Source organism: Pseudoduganella ginsengisoli (genome assembly GCF_009720865.1).
Lineage (GTDB): Bacteria > Pseudomonadota > Gammaproteobacteria > Burkholderiales > Burkholderiaceae_D > Rugamonas > Rugamonas ginsengisoli.
The window spans coordinates 175,321-189,312 of the sequence record NZ_WNLA01000014.1 but is presented as its reverse complement, the minus strand read 5'-3'; the positions used below and the strand labels follow the sequence as shown (position 1 = coordinate 189,312).

Here is a 13,992-nt window from a genome sequence, read left to right as displayed (position 1 = left end):
GCCGTGGTGGGCGCGGGCTTGCTGCTGCAGCCGGCATTTGCGTGGCGCGCACCGGCCTTGTCCGTGGCCGCCAGCGCGGCGGCGGAACACGCGCCGGCTGTGTTGCCCGCATGGCAGGCGCCCCTGGCGCGCATCAAGGTTAACAGCCGCTACGGTCCCCGTCCTGCCCAGCCGATGGCGCAGGCGCGGCCCTTCCACCATGGCGTGGACTTGTCGGCAAGGCGCGGCACCGCGCTGCTGGCTCCGGCCGATGGCATCGTGGCGGAATCGACTAGCCTGTACCAGGGCCAGGCAAAGTTCGGCAACGTCATCGTGATCGACCACGGCAACGGCCTGCGCTCCATGTATGCGCACCTGGACCAGCGCGCCGTCAGCGCGGGCGATGCTGTCACGGCTGGCCAGCCGATCGGCAAGACCGGCAATACGGGCAAGACCACCGGGCCGCACCTGCACTTTGAAGTGTCACAAGATGGGCAATCCATCGATCCGCAGCGGCTGATCGCCGCATTGCGTCAACCGTAATACGCCACGCCCCGGCGCGTGCCGGGGCAGCTTCCAATACCGTGCATGCCTTGCCGTTGCGGCAGGACGCTGCACGTCCATTGAAATGAGGACCACCATGCAATACCGTGCCATGGCAGCGGTGATACTGCTCGCCTTTTACTTTCCCACTGCGGCGCAAGAAGTGCAGCGCATTGAAGTTGTAGGCAGCAATGCCGCGCAGCGGCGCGGCGATACGGCCGGCGCCACGCTGGTCAGCCGCGATGAATTGCTGCGCCACGGCGACCAGTCGCTGGCCGACGCGCTGCGGCGCGTGCCGGGTATTACCGTCACCGACAGTGGCGGCAAAGGCAGTGAAATCCAGATGCGGGGGCTGGGTAAAGGCTATACCAGCGTGCTGCTGAACGGGGCGCCGCTGCCGCCCGGGTTTTCCATTGATGCGCTGGCGCCGGCCATGATCGAGCGCGTGGAAATCATCCGTACGGCGTCGGCGGAACTGGCGGCGCAGGGTATCGCCGGGACCGTCAACATCATCCTGCGGCGGCAGGCGGCGCGGGTGCGCAACGACGTGCGGCTGGGCCTGGACAGTGTGGGAGGCGTGCTGGCGCCGTCCGGCAGCTGGCAGTGGGCTGGATCGGATGAGGGAACCGACTGGTCATTGAATGGCGCGGTCACCCGTTCCGTCCAGCTGGAGCCCGGCTTCACGGTGGAATCGGGCATGGACAGCGCCGGCGTGCAGAATTTATCGCGCCATGCGCAAACCATGGCGGACAACCGCACCCGGTCCGCCAGCCTGACGCCGCGCGTGACGTGGAAGCGGCAGGGCGGTTCCGTGGCCTGGCAGGGTTTCGTGAATGTGGCCGGACGCACCAATGTGTACCTGGCCGATGAAACCACGGTGCTGGGCGCGCCGACCGCTTATCCGGACAGCGGCAGCTGGCTCGATATCTCCACGGTCATGCTGCGCAGCGAAGTGACGTGGCAGCAGGAATTGGCCGACGGCGTCAAAGGCCAGCTGCGCATCGGGCTGCAGCATTATCCGCGCCATAGCGATTTCCAGTTTTATACGATGCGCGACGGCGTGCGGCTGCCGGACGTGCGCCGCGTGCGTTCCGACATCCGCGAAAGTACGCTGACGGCGGGCGGCAAAGTGGAGGTGGCCGCCGCTGCAGGGCATAGCGTCACGGCGGGATGGGATGGCGAAACCGTGGTGCGCTCGCAAAACCGTGCAGAGCGCGACTTCGACGCGGGCACATTGACGGATGACCGTTACCGCGGCCATATCAGCCGCGCCGCCGTGTTTGTGCAGGATGACTGGACGGTGTCGGATGCATGGTCGCTGTCGGCGGGGCTGCGGTGGGAAGCGCTGCGCACGGCGGTGACGCCGCAAGGGGGAGTGCAGGTCGTGCAATCTTCCGCCACGGCCAGCCCGCTGCTGCAAAGCCTGTATAAATGGTCTGCCGTACAACGCTTGCGGGCAGGCTTGTCGCGCACGTATAAAACACCGGCCATGCTGGAACTGATTCCACGCCGTTATACAATTGACAATGGCAATAACCAGACCAACCCTGATACGCAAGGCAATCCCCGCTTGCGTCCAGAGCTGGCGTGGGGCCTGGACGCGTCAGTGGAGCGCGATATCGGCAGCGGCGGCATGGTGTCCGCCAGCGCTTACCGGCGCCGCATCGACAACGTCAACGTGCCGTTGCTATTTGAAGACCAGGGCCGCTGGGTGCGCACTCCGGCCAACCAGGGCCGGGCGGACGTGTGGGGCGTGGCGGCGGAGTTCAAGGCAACGGTGACGCCGCGCTGGACGGTGCGCGCCCACGCTGCCCGCGACTGGTCGCGCGTGTTGTCGGTGCCGGGGCCGGACAACCGGCTGGCGCGCCAGACGCCGCGCAGCGCAGGCGCGGGGACCGATGTCCGCTATTCGGATGCGCTGACATTCGGCGCGGACGTAACGTGGCAGGATGGCGGCTGGACCCGCGAATCGGCATTTTATGCCTTCAATGCGCCCCCGAGCCGCAAGCTCGATGTCTATGCCGCATGGAAGCTGGGCAGCGGCACGCGGCTGAAAATCAGCGGCGCCAACTTGCTGCGGCCGGATGCGCTGTATGGGGCCGTTTATCGCGACAGTGGCGGTGCGCGGCTGCTGTCGGAACACACGCGCTCTTATGCCGCACTGCGCTTCAGCGTTGAACAGCGCTGGTAAACGCGGTAAAAAAACGCGGTAAAAACATGGTGAAAACCGCCGCCGCGTATGTCTGCGCCATATATGAGCGTTATTCGTATGCGCATATCAGTGCAGGGGAAAGCATGCGATGATTTGGCATCGCCACCCCGGTAACAAGGAGACAAGAATGACTAAAACTGATCCGCGTGCGTTGTTGCGCCGCATGTTCGACGCAGCCGTCGCCGCCGCGCAGCCGTCGCTGTGCCTCCCGCCGCACTTGCCGGCGCCGCCCAAAGGCCGCACGCTGGTGATTGGCGCCGGTAAAGCGTCCGCCGAGATGGCCCGCGTGGTGGAACAGCACTGGAAGGGCGACCTGACCGGGCTGGTTGTGACCCGCTACGATTACGGCGTGCCGTGCGAGCGCATTGAAATTGTCGAAGCCGCGCACCCGGTACCGGACCAGGCGGGCCTGGATGCCGCGCAGCGCATGCTGAAACTGGTGTCCGGCCTGACTGCGGACGACCTGGTGATTTGCCTGATTTCCGGCGGCGGTTCGTCGCTGCTGCCATTGCCGGGCGAAGGGCTGGACCTGGCCACCAAGCAGGATATCAACCGCGCGCTGTTGAAGAGCGGTGCGACAATTTCGGAAATGAATTGCGTGCGCCGCCACCTGTCCGCCATCAAGGGCGGCCGCCTGGCTGCCGCGTGCCATCCTGCCAAAGTCGTCACGCTCTTGATTTCCGACGTGCCGGGCGACGATCCGGCCGACATCGCGTCCGGCCCAACCTGCGCCGATGCCACCACGTGCGCCGACGCGCTGGCCATCCTGCGCCGCTATGAAATCGCCGTGCCGGAAGGCGTGACCCGCCTGCTGGAAAGCGGCCGCGGTGAAACCGTCAAGCCGGGCGATGTGCGCCTGGCAGGCAACGACATCCGCATGATCACGGCGCCGCAAATCGCGCTGGAAGCCGCCGCCGCCGTGGCGCGCGATGCCGGTGTCGCCGTCCACATCCTGGGCGACTCGATTGAAGGCGAAGCACGCGACGTGGGCATCGTCCACGCGGGCATCGCGCGCCAGGTGGCGCTGCGCGGCCAGCCGTTTGCCACGCCATGCGTGCTGCTGTCTGGCGGTGAAACTACAGTGACGGTGCGCGGCAATGGCCGTGGCGGCCGCAACGTGGAGTTCCTGCTGTCGCTGGCGGTTTCGCTCAACGGGCACAAAGGCATCCACGCGATTGCGTGCGATACCGACGGTGTCGACGGCCTGGAAGAAATCGCCGGCGGCATCATGGCGCCAGACACCCTGGCCCGCGCATGGGACAAAGGCATCAAGGCGCGTGACAGCCTGGCCAACAATGATGGCCATGGCTTCTTCCAGGCGCTGGGCGATTCCGTTATCTGCGGCCCGACCTTGACCAACGTAAACGACTTCCGCGCGATTTACATCGAGTAACCACTCATCCCCCGCCGGCTGCGCTTATCCGTGTATCAGCGCGCCGGTCGCATCGCCTCCACAGCGCATTCCCCGTTTGGCAAAGTAGCCAGCATGACAATTTCGTCATGCCATGGGAGAATGCCATATGAAACCCCGTTTTGTTTTACTGGCCGCGCTGGCCGCTTCTTCGCTGCTGGCGCTGGCCCAGCCCAATACCCGCCTTGCCCCACCCTGGATGACGGCCGGGAAAACACCGGAGCAATATGATTCCGGCCGCGATGTGGACGGCAGCCAGAGCGGCACGCCCGGTGCTGTCTATATCCGCCACGCACATGGCAGCGGCGACAGCTGGGGAACGTTGATGCAGCAATTTTCTGCCGAAGCGTACAAGGGTAAGCGCGTGCGTTTCGAGGCGGATGTGATGACGCGTGACGTGACTGACTGGAGCGGCCTGTGGATGCGGGTGGACAGCAAAGGCAATTACAGCAGCGCCTTCTATAACAGCCAGGACCAGCCCATCAAGGGAACCACGGGGTGGCAGCACCGCAGCGTGGTGCTGGACGTGGACGACACCGGCGAGGCCATCAGTTTTGGCGTCATCGGCGCCGGCAAGGGCGAGACGTGGCTGCGTAACCTGCAGTTCGGCATTGTTGGCGACGACGTGCCGGTTGATCAGATGCCACCGCAGGAAATGCCGAAGGCGCCTGCGCTGTGACTGCGATGATGGAGTTGAAACAAGGGGCGGCCACGCCGGGCTGCGGCCCGGCGCTGGCCCGTATCGTGCAGGCCAGCTGGAAGGAACGGGGGACCAGCCTGGTCCAGGCGCTGGCCGTTTGCGCTATCGCCTGGTATGCCGGGCGGCCAGGCTGGCTGTGCCTGTTTGCTGCATTCCTTGCCGTATGCCTTTGTGGGGTGGGCGCGCTGGCGCTGGTGCGCTGGCTGGGCCATGGCAAAGCGCAGTGGCTATGGGCCTGGCTGGCATTGGCTGCCGGCTTGCTGGCGGGGGCCTGCGCAGGATACGCCGTGGCGCGCGGCCTTGCCCATCAATTGGATATCGTCACCGTGGATGGCGCGCGCCTGTTTGGCAGTTTGCTGGCATTCGGCCTGCTGGTGCTGGCGCTACCGCTAGCCTATGCACAGCGCCAGCACCGTGCTTTACACCTGTTGCATCTTGAGCAGGCGGCGCTGGCAGCGGAATTGAAGTCGCTGCAGGCGCAAGTCGAACCCCACTTCCTTTACAACACGCTGGCCAATACGCGCTACCTGGCGCGCCACGATCCGCCGCAAGCGGTGCGGATGCTGGACCATTTGATCGCTTACCTGCGCACGTCGCTGCCGGATTTGCGCACGCCGATGTCCACGCTGGGCCGGGAATTTGAACTTGCTGAACATTATCTTGCGCTGATGCGTATCCGCTTCGGCGAGCGGCTGGTGTTGGATGTCGCGTGCAGCGAGGCGCTGCAGTGTGCGCCGGTGCCGCCGCTGATGCTGATGTCGCTGGTAGAGAATGCCGTGCGCCATGGGGTGGAACCCAAGCCGGGGGAAGTCACGGTGCGGGTCAGTGCGATGGCTGCCGGGGGATGCCTGGTGATGACGGTGGCCGATAACGGGGCGGGGCTGGCGGATACCGTGCTGGGTAACGGGGTTGGCCTGCGCAATGTCCGGCAAAGGCTGGCCGCCCTGTATGGCGGAAGCGCCAGTGTGGCCTTGCGTGTGACGGAGCGCGGCTGGACCGAATCCGTACTGGTGCTGCCGTTTGACGGTGTGCTGCCATGATGCGGCCGCGTATCCTGATTGCCGATGACGAACCGCTGCTGCGCGCGGAACTGGTGGACGCATTGCGCAAACTGTGGCCCGACGCGGACATCGTTGGCGAAGCAGCCGACGGCCTGGAAGCGCTGCGCCTGCTGCGCGCGGAAGAACCGGAAGTGGCCTTCCTCGATATACGCATGCCCGGCCTGAGCGGGCTGGAAGTGGCGCGCGCCTGCGCCGGACGCACGCACGTGGTGTTCGTCACGGCCTATAACGAACACGCGGTAGCGGCTTTCGATGAAGGGGCGCTCGATTACGTATTGAAACCACTTGATCCGTTGCGGCTGGACCGCTGCATCTCCCGTGTGCGTGAACGCTTGCGTACCGTGCCGCCGGACCTGAGCCGGCTGGCGCAGCGCATCGATGGTCCACCCTCATGGCTGCAGGCGACTGCCGGCAACACCATCCATTTCATCGATCTGGCCGACGTGGTGTGCTTTACTGCGGAGGCCAAGTATGTGCGCGTGGTAACGGAGTCGCTGCAGGCACATATCCGCACGCCGCTGAAGGAGCTGGCGGAAATGCTGGAGCAGGCTGGGTTCTGGCAAGTGCACCGCGCGCACGTGGTCGCTGTCAAGCGCATCGCGGCGGCAACACGCGATGCCGATGGCGCGCTGTGGCTGACCATGCGGGGCCACGATATGCGGTTGCCGGTCAGCCAGCGTTTCCAATTCCGCTTCAAAGGGATGTAGCGGTTGTGGCCAGTACCAGCCGCGCTTCCAGCCCGCCCCCGTCGGCATGATGCAGCGTCAGTTCGCCGTCCATTGCCAATGTCAGTTGCCTTGCAATGGCCAGACCCAGGCCGGTGCCGCCGGTTTCGCGGTTGCGTGAACCCTCCAGCCGGTGGAATGGCTGGAATACCGCTTCCAGCGCGTCATCTGGAATGCCGGGGCCGTGGTCCCGCACCGTGATGGCTATCGTGCCGGCGGATTGCAGCGTGGCGGTGATGTCGGCAGAGCCCCCGAACTTGAGAGCGTTGTCGATCAGGTTGCCCAGCACGCGTTTCAGCGCCTGCGGGCGCAGCAGGCATTCGCGGCCGATGGCGCCGTGCAGCGTGACTTGCTGCCCCGCGTCCGTGTAGTCGCAGACGATGCTGTCGAGCAGCGCATCGGGATCCGTGCGGCGCGGCTGTTCTTCCGTTCCGTGCAAGGTGCGCGCATACGCCAGCCCTTCGCGCACCAGCGATTCCATCGCCTGCAAGTCTTGCCGCAGCTTGCCTTGCTGCGTTTCGTCGTCCATTAGATCGACCCGCAGGCGCATGCGGGTGATCGGCGTTTGCAGGTCATGGGAAATCGCGGCCAGGATCTGGATGCGTTCTGCCAGGTAGCCGGCAATGCGGTCTTGCATGGCATTGAAGGCGCGCGCCGCGCGGGCCACTTCGGATGGGCCGTCTTCGGCCATGCGGTGCGGCTTTAAATCCGGCCCCAGCGCATCGGCTGCCTGCGCCAGCTGGTGCAGGGGGCGGGTGGCCACGCGCACCGCCAGCCAGCAGCATGCGCCCAGTACCGCCAGCTGTGCCAGCATCGCGGCCGGGAACCAGGGCGAGACGGGAATGCGCGGAGGCGGGCGGTAATCAATGGTCAGCGGCATGCCATCCATCAGTTTCAAATGCACCTGGATATGCTCTGGTTCGCCCGGCACGGCGTTGGCCGTCACGTCATAGCGCGCACCCACGCCTTCCAGTATCGATGCGGCGACGCGTGCCGACAGCAGGGAGTCGGGCGGTGCGCCCTTGATGCCGTCATCGAGCATGAACGTATAACTGCGGCGGGCCAGGCGCGGCAGCCACGCGGGACGTTCCGCCGGCGCCAGCCGGTCCAGCAGTGCGACGGAACTGGCCACTTCCCGTTCGATGTAGCCCATCATGACGTTGGCATTGGCTTGATTGCGTTCCGTCATGGTGAACCAGAACGACAAGCCTTGCGCCAGCGCTAAGCCCACGCACAGGATCAGGGCCAAGCGTGCGAACAGGCTGCGCGGCGGCGTCACGGCGCATCCCCCGTCAGCGTGACGGTGGATGAAAACACATAGCCTTCGCTGCGCAAAGTCTTGATATAGCGCGGTTCGCGCGCATCGTCGCGCAAGCGCTGGCGCAGGCGGCTCACCAGCAAGTCGATCGAGCGGTCGAACTGGTCGGCGTCGCGTCCTTGCGTCAGGTTCAGCAACTGGTCGCGCGTCAATACGCGCTGCGGATGGTCGAGGAACACGCGCAGCAAGCGGTATTCCGCACCGCTGAGCGCCACCAGGGTGCCGCTGGCGTCGAGCAGGTGGCGGGCCGTCGTATCGAGCCGCCAGCCGCCGAAGGCTATGATTTCCGCGCTTTCTGTGACCTGGATATTCGGTGGCAGCATGCGCGTACGGCGCAGCACGGCCCGTATGCGGGCCAGTAGCTCACGCACGGCAAACGGCTTGGGCATGTAATCGTCCGCGCCCATTTCCAGGCCAATGATGCGGTCCACTTCCTCACCCCGCGCCGTCAGCATCAGCACGGGTATGGTGCGGAATTTGCCGGCGCGCAGTTCGCGGCACAATGCCAGGCCGTCTTCGCCGGGCAGCATCAAGTCCAGCACGATCATGTCCGGCACGGCGCCATCCAGCGCGGCCCGCATCTGGCGGCCGTTCGCGGCCAGGGTCGTGCGCATGCCGTTTTTTTCCAGGTAGGCGGCGATCAATTCGCGGATATCGCGGTCGTCATCGACGATCAATATGTGGTCGGTGGTTTCCATGCAGGCATCTTACCCCGGCCAGTGGGGACTTTTGTATCCCAGTGTATCTGGCGGCGGCCAGATACAAAACATTGCAGGGGCGGCTATGGGCTGACACAAGCCCGATACGTGGCGGCGTTCCAATAGAGCCTGTCGATCACACAGGAAAACGCCATGCTGACTTCAACCCCGAACTTGCTGGAATTGCCGCTGGCCTTGCTGGCCGGCGTTTTTACGGTGGCGTCGCCGTGCATTTTGCCCATCGTGCCGATTGTGCTGGGCAGCGCCGTTGGGCCGCGGGGGCGCCGCCCGCTGTTTATCGTGGCGGGCTTCGTGCTGGCGTTTGCCTCGTTTGCCATGCTGCTGGGCGCGGCATCGTCGCTGGCCGGCGTGGCGCAGGACGTGCTGCGCAGTACAGCCATTGCCGCGCTGGCGCTGGCCGGTGTGCTGCGTATCTGGCCGCAGCCATATGACTGGCTCGTGCGCCGCGTGCAGGCGCTGTTGCCCGAACGGGGTGGCAGCGCGGTGAAAAACGATAGCGGCAACCTGGGCGGCTTTGTCATGGGCATGTCGCTGGGCGCCGTGTGGACACCCTGCGCCGGCCCGGTGCTGGCGGCCATCCTGGCGCTGGTCGTCAAAGCCCAGGCGCCCGGCTGGTCGGCCGCGTTGCTGGCGGCGTATGCGATCGGCGCGGGCATTCCCATGCTGGCCATTATCTATGGCGGCCAGGCCGCCACCACCCGGGTACGCTGGCTGTCGCGCCATGCGCACCGCATGCAGCAGGTATTTGGCGTACTGGTGGTGGCCACCGCCATGGCGATTTACCTGCAGTACGACGTGCTGGCCTATGCGTGGGCAGCGCAATATTTCCCCAACCTGAAAGGATTGTAACCATGATGACTTCCTATAAAAACCTGGCGCTGGCGTGTGTATTGACGGCCGCTTCCGCCGTGGCGCCGGCCAGCGCGCTGACCTTCGGCACGCCCGCCCCGGAATTCACCGGCATAGAAAAATGGCTCAACAGCGATCCGCTGACCATGCAGCAATTGAAGGGCAAGGTCGTGCTGGTGGATTTCTGGACGTACACGTGCATCAACTGTGTCAACACGCTGCCGTACGTCAAAGCGTGGCACCAGAAATACCAGCAGCAGGGGCTGGCGGTGGTCGGTGTGCATACGCCGGAATTCCCGCACGAACGCAGCACGGACAACGTGAAGACCGCCATGAAACGCTTCGATATCCGCTATCCGGTCGCACAGGACAACCGCTACGCCACATGGGAAGCGTTCGGCAACCGCTATTGGCCTGCCGTGTACCTGTTCGACAAGAACGGCAAGCTCGCGTATTCGCACTTTGGCGAGGGATCGTACGCGCAGACCGAAGCAAAGATCCAGCAATTGCTGGCAGAACCTGGGCCGCGCTAAAGCAGCTGGTCCGGCTTACAGTGGCCGCCTGCGGCTGTATTCCCCGGTTGGTTCGTGCGGTGTACGGCGGTATTTGCGCTTGCGCTGGATGGGATGGCGCATGTACATCAGCACGGCAACCAGTAATGCCGCAGCGATGCCCGTGACGGGCTGCCACCAGTGCTCGCCAAACAGCGGTTCATCGTTCGTCAAGTTCCAACGCTGGGCGGCGGAGTCGTTGGCAGACAAGTCCAGGTCTTCGCGCTGGCGTCCAATGTGCTTGATTTGGCTGGCTGTTATTTCAGTTGCGGGGAGATCGACGGGCTGGCTTTCCAGTCCGGGATTAGCTTGGGCATGCAACGGCTGCTCCAGCCAGTTGAGTGGTACAGGTTGACCGGCATGTGCCGGTGCAGTGTCTTCGGTCAGCGCGGCAAGTGTTTCGGTATTCTTCACTTCGGCAAAGGCAGACCCCGCAGCAGCGCATAAGCTCATGGCTGTTTGCAGTAATAGCGGCCATACAGTGCGGTTTGCGATAGCCATACCCACCTCCGTCAGAGCTTACGCAATACCATAAAGGCAATTTTCGTACCGGGAATTAAAAATTATTGCATTTCAGTGACTTACTGGTTTCATACTAGTCGGAACAGGTAGTGCTGTAAAGAAAAGCGACAATGAGTGAGAGTTGCGTTAAGGAAACTGTCGTCTCACGGCGACAGCGGAGGCGTGGCGGATAGCGCGTGTCCCCACTCCAGCACGGCGCGTACCCGCGGCCCTAGCAGGGCACGGGCGGCATCGACATCGAGCCAGCGGAATTCATCGTGTTCCGGCTGGCCCAGTTCTTCGCTATAACCCAGCACCACTTCTTGCGTGGCGCTGACTGCCAGGTAATAGCGGGCCACCTTGCCGTCGCCGTACGGCGCGGTTTCCGTATAAGCCTCGCCCCATGGGAACGATAAATCCGTCAACGTGGCTTCTTCGGCAATTTCCCGCTGCGCCGCCAGGAACGGCGATTCGCCTTTTTCCACCATGCCTTTCGGGAAATCCCAGTACTGGAAACAGCGCATCAGCAGGTATTTGCGCTGGTCGCCCCAGCCGTGTATGACGACGGCGCCAGCGGACAGGGATTTCTGTTTCATGGCCGATTACAGGAAGCGGTCCAGGATTTTTTTGCTGTGCTTATCCAGCTCGAACTGGTTGCGGATCAGGAAGTGTATCCCGTGCGTATCCGAAACCAGCAGCGCGTCGGTACCGATACGGCGGATATCTTCCTCGCCGCGCAGCACAAAGTCCGTGGGGCCACGGCTGGTTTCCACGGTCCACGTGCAGGGCGTGGCAAAGCTGGTCACGGCAACAATACGAGAAATTTCCGGCATGAATTCGCGTCCCTGCAATTCTTCGCGCACCAGCGCGGCATTGGCGCCGCTGAGCTGGTCCAGGTGCTCGATCCAGCCCACTTCCTTGCCATCCGTATTGACCAGCGAAATGCCGGATTCCGGCGCCTGGATGGGAAACGCCCGCACAGGCGACACGTTTTCGTGCAATTCGCCCGTGGCGTCGGTGAGATTGAGTTTGCCGAAAGCGTCGCGCGACAGCGTAAATTGCGTTTTGATGATGTCGTTCATAGGGTTCAGTCGTCGTGGCGTTTGCGGGTGGCGTCGTCGAGATCCGTGTCGACGTTGCGGGCCTGGGCCTGGTACAGGCGATAATACGCGCCTTCCTTGGCCATCAATTCATCATGGCCGCCTTCTTCCACGACTTTGCCGCGGTCCAGCACCACCAGCCGGTCCGCCTTTTGCAGCGTCGACAAGCGGTGGGCGATGGCGATCGTCGTACGGCCCGTCACCAGGTTGTCCAGCGCTTTCTGGATTTCTTTTTCCGTTTCCGAATCCACCGATGCCGTGGCTTCGTCGAGGATCAGGATAGGCGGATCAATCAGCAGTGCGCGGGCAATCGAGATACGCTGGCGCTCGCCGCCCGATAAACCCTGGCCGCGTTCACCCACCATGGAATCGTAGCCTTGCGGCAGGCGCAGGATGAATTCATGCGCGTGGGCGGCGCGGGCTGCCGCAATGATTTGTTCGCGCGTGGCGTCCGGGCGGCCATAGGCAATATTTTCCGCAATGGTGCCGAAGAACAGGAAGGGCTCCTGCAGCACGAGGCCGATATTGCGGCGGTAGTCCGACACGGCCAGCGCGCGGATATCGACGCCGTCCAGCAAAATCGCGCCTTCCGACACGTCGTAGAAGCGGCAAATCAAGTTCACCAGCGTGGACTTGCCGGAACCGGAGTGGCCCACCAGGCCCACCATCTCACCGGCCTTGATATTGATGTTGATACCGCGGTTGACGGCGCGGTTGCCGTAGCGGAAGCCTACTTCGCGCAGCGCGATGTTGCCTTCGACTTTCTTCAATTTCACCGGGTTGGCTGGTTCCGGTACGGACGACACGTGGTCCAGGATGTCGAAGATACGCTTGGCGGCCGACGCGGATTTCTGCGTGACGGACACGATACGGCTCATGGAATCGAGACGGCCATAGAAACGGCTGGAATACGTGACAAACGCGGTCAGCACGCCGACCGTGATGTGCTGCTTCGACACTTGCCAGATACCAAAGACCCAGATCACCAGCAAACCCAGTTCGGTCAGGAACGACACGGTGGGCGAGAACAGCGACCACACCTTGTTCAATTTATCGTTGACGGCCAGGTTGTGTTTATTGGCCACGCGGAAGCGGTTGGCTTCGCGCGATTCCTGCGCAAACGCTTTCACCACGCGGATGCCGGGGATGGTATCGGCCAGCACGTTGGTGACTTCGCCCCACACGCGGTCGATTTTTTCAAAGCCGGTGCGCAGCTTGTCGCGCACCAGGTGGATCAGCCACGCAATGAATGGCAGCGGCAGCAGGGAAATGGCGGCCAGCATCGGATCGATCGACACGAGGATGACGCCCGTCATGACGATCATCAGCACGTCGGACGCGAAGTCCAGCAAGTGCAGCGACAGGAACACGCAAATCCGGTCGGATTCAGACCCGATCCGCGACATCAAGTCGCCCGTGCGCTTGCCGCCGAAGTATTCCAGCGACAACTTCAGCAAGTGTTCATACGTGGTCGTGCGCAAGTCGGCGCCGATGCGTTCCGACACGAGGGCCAGCACGTAGGTCTTGCCCCAGCCCAGCACCCACGCCAGCAGCGCGGAGCCGAACAGGCCGGACATGTACAGCCACACCAGGTGCGTATTGACGGGCGCACCGTTCTGGTACGGAATCAGCACGTTGTCCATCAGCGGCATCGTCAGGTACGGCGGAATCATGTGTGCGCCGGTCGACAGCAGCATCAGCGAAAATCCGGCCAGCAGGGGCCAGCGGTACGGTTTCGCAAAGCGCCACAGGCGGAACAGCGTCCACGTGGATGGCGGCGTATGGACGACTTTGGTGCAGATCGGGCACTCATCCTGGTCCGGCTCCAGCGGCGCCTTGCAGGTGGGGCAGATATGGTCTTCGCTCTGGACGATAGGCTGCTGCGTGACGAAGCTGTCGCGCAATGCAGTGAATTTTTCGGACAGGCGGATGGCCAGCAAATTCTGGCCCAGCGTGAAGCGCCACGAGCCCAGCCGTTGTTGGTGATTTACTAATTCCAGATGGCCAACGCCCGCATGGTCATGCAGTTTCAGCGTTAAATCGGGGGTATAAGGCCAAGATTGCCATACCGTTTCCCCCGGCGCGCGTGCCATAATGCGGCGCTCGGTCAGCAGGACGAGACCCTTGGCAAAATGTAATCTGGCATCGAGGTCAACCTCGAGGGCACTTAAAACGTTTTCCCCGGAGGCAAGTTGTAGTTGCACCTCTGGCCGCCATACTTCAGGTAGTTCTGTATGGCTTAATTCAGAGGAAAGTTGTGTTGTTATCATTGTGCAACAGACTCCAGTACGGGTTTGCCACGTGGCAAGGAAGTAAAAACAGT

Annotated in this window: 14 protein-coding genes; 8 read left to right on the top strand and 6 right to left on the bottom strand. The window is 63.3% G+C overall.

The annotated features are described in order from the left end of the window. The 6 genes from GM668_RS19820 to GM668_RS19795 form a co-directional block, all read left to right on the top strand. Positions 1–522 (top strand): M23 family metallopeptidase (locus tag GM668_RS19820; protein ID WP_155440675.1); only part of this gene is annotated, 522 nt, incomplete at its 5' end. A 97-nt stretch (positions 523–619) separates the two neighbouring features. Then, positions 620–2,713, top strand: a complete 2,094-nt coding sequence (locus GM668_RS19815; protein ID WP_170305721.1) for a TonB-dependent receptor plug domain-containing protein — start codon at positions 620–622, stop codon at positions 2,711–2,713. A 148-nt stretch (positions 2,714–2,861) separates the two neighbouring features. Then, positions 2,862–4,127 carry a glycerate kinase type-2 family protein gene (locus tag GM668_RS19810; RefSeq protein WP_155440673.1) on the top strand — a complete coding sequence of 422 codons (1,266 nt, stop codon included), beginning with the start codon at positions 2,862–2,864 and terminating at the stop codon, positions 4,125–4,127. 127 nt (positions 4,128–4,254) lie between these two features. Next, a complete protein-coding gene (locus GM668_RS19805; protein ID WP_155440672.1) occupies positions 4,255–4,824 on the top strand; it encodes a transcriptional regulator in 570 nt (189 codons plus the stop codon). Between the two features lie 5 nt (positions 4,825–4,829). After that, the gene (locus GM668_RS19800) at positions 4,830–5,885 is read left to right on the top strand and encodes a sensor histidine kinase (protein ID WP_155440671.1); all 1,056 of its coding nucleotides are present in this window, start codon (positions 4,830–4,832) and stop codon (positions 5,883–5,885) included. Beyond that, positions 5,882–6,613: a LytR/AlgR family response regulator transcription factor gene (locus GM668_RS19795; RefSeq protein ID WP_155440670.1), complete on the top strand. Its 732-nt coding sequence runs from the start codon at positions 5,882–5,884 to the stop codon at positions 6,611–6,613. Before GM668_RS19800 ends, GM668_RS19795 begins: the two co-directional genes overlap by 4 nt. On the opposite strand, the gene GM668_RS19790 is transcribed toward GM668_RS19795, so the two are convergent. Next, a complete protein-coding gene (locus GM668_RS19790; RefSeq protein WP_371868736.1) occupies positions 6,600–7,910 on the bottom strand; it encodes an ATP-binding protein in 1,311 nt (436 codons plus the stop codon). The two genes, GM668_RS19795 and GM668_RS19790, sit on opposite strands and share 14 nt — an antisense overlap. Continuing rightward, on the bottom strand, positions 7,907–8,647 hold the full coding sequence (locus GM668_RS19785) for a response regulator (protein ID WP_155440669.1): 741 nt from the start codon (positions 8,645–8,647) through the stop codon (positions 7,907–7,909). The genes GM668_RS19790 and GM668_RS19785 overlap by 4 nt, the downstream gene beginning before the upstream one ends. Positions 8,648–8,800: 153 nt before the next feature. Here GM668_RS19785 and GM668_RS19780 point away from each other — a divergent pair, with 153 nt between their 5' ends. Both GM668_RS19780 and GM668_RS19775 read left to right on the top strand, forming a co-directional pair. Beyond that, a complete protein-coding gene (locus GM668_RS19780) occupies positions 8,801–9,517 on the top strand; it encodes a cytochrome c biogenesis CcdA family protein (protein ID WP_155440668.1) in 717 nt (238 codons plus the stop codon). A 2-nt stretch (positions 9,518–9,519) separates the two neighbouring features. Next, a complete protein-coding gene (locus GM668_RS19775; protein ID WP_155440667.1) occupies positions 9,520–10,050 on the top strand; it encodes a thioredoxin family protein in 531 nt (176 codons plus the stop codon). Between the two features lie 15 nt (positions 10,051–10,065). On the opposite strand, the gene GM668_RS19770 is transcribed toward GM668_RS19775, so the two are convergent. The 4 genes from GM668_RS19770 to GM668_RS19755 all read right to left on the bottom strand — a co-directional run bounded on the left by GM668_RS19770 (position 10,066) and on the right by GM668_RS19755 (position 13,939). Continuing rightward, entirely contained in the window at positions 10,066–10,569 is a 504-nt protein-coding gene (locus GM668_RS19770; protein ID WP_155440666.1) for a hypothetical protein, read from the bottom strand. Positions 10,570–10,733: 164 nt separating this feature from the next. Further along, positions 10,734–11,165 carry an NUDIX domain-containing protein gene (locus tag GM668_RS19765; protein WP_155440665.1) on the bottom strand — a complete coding sequence of 144 codons (432 nt, stop codon included), beginning with the start codon at positions 11,163–11,165 and terminating at the stop codon, positions 10,734–10,736. 6 nt (positions 11,166–11,171) lie between these two features. Then, positions 11,172–11,651, bottom strand: a complete 480-nt coding sequence (locus GM668_RS19760) for a cyanophycin metabolism-associated DUF1854 family protein (protein ID WP_155440664.1) — start codon at positions 11,649–11,651, stop codon at positions 11,172–11,174. 5 nt (positions 11,652–11,656) lie between these two features. After that, positions 11,657–13,939: a cyanophycin metabolism-associated ABC transporter gene (locus GM668_RS19755; RefSeq protein WP_155440663.1), complete on the bottom strand. Its 2,283-nt coding sequence runs from the start codon at positions 13,937–13,939 to the stop codon at positions 11,657–11,659. Between the last annotated feature and the right edge of the window lie 53 nt (positions 13,940–13,992).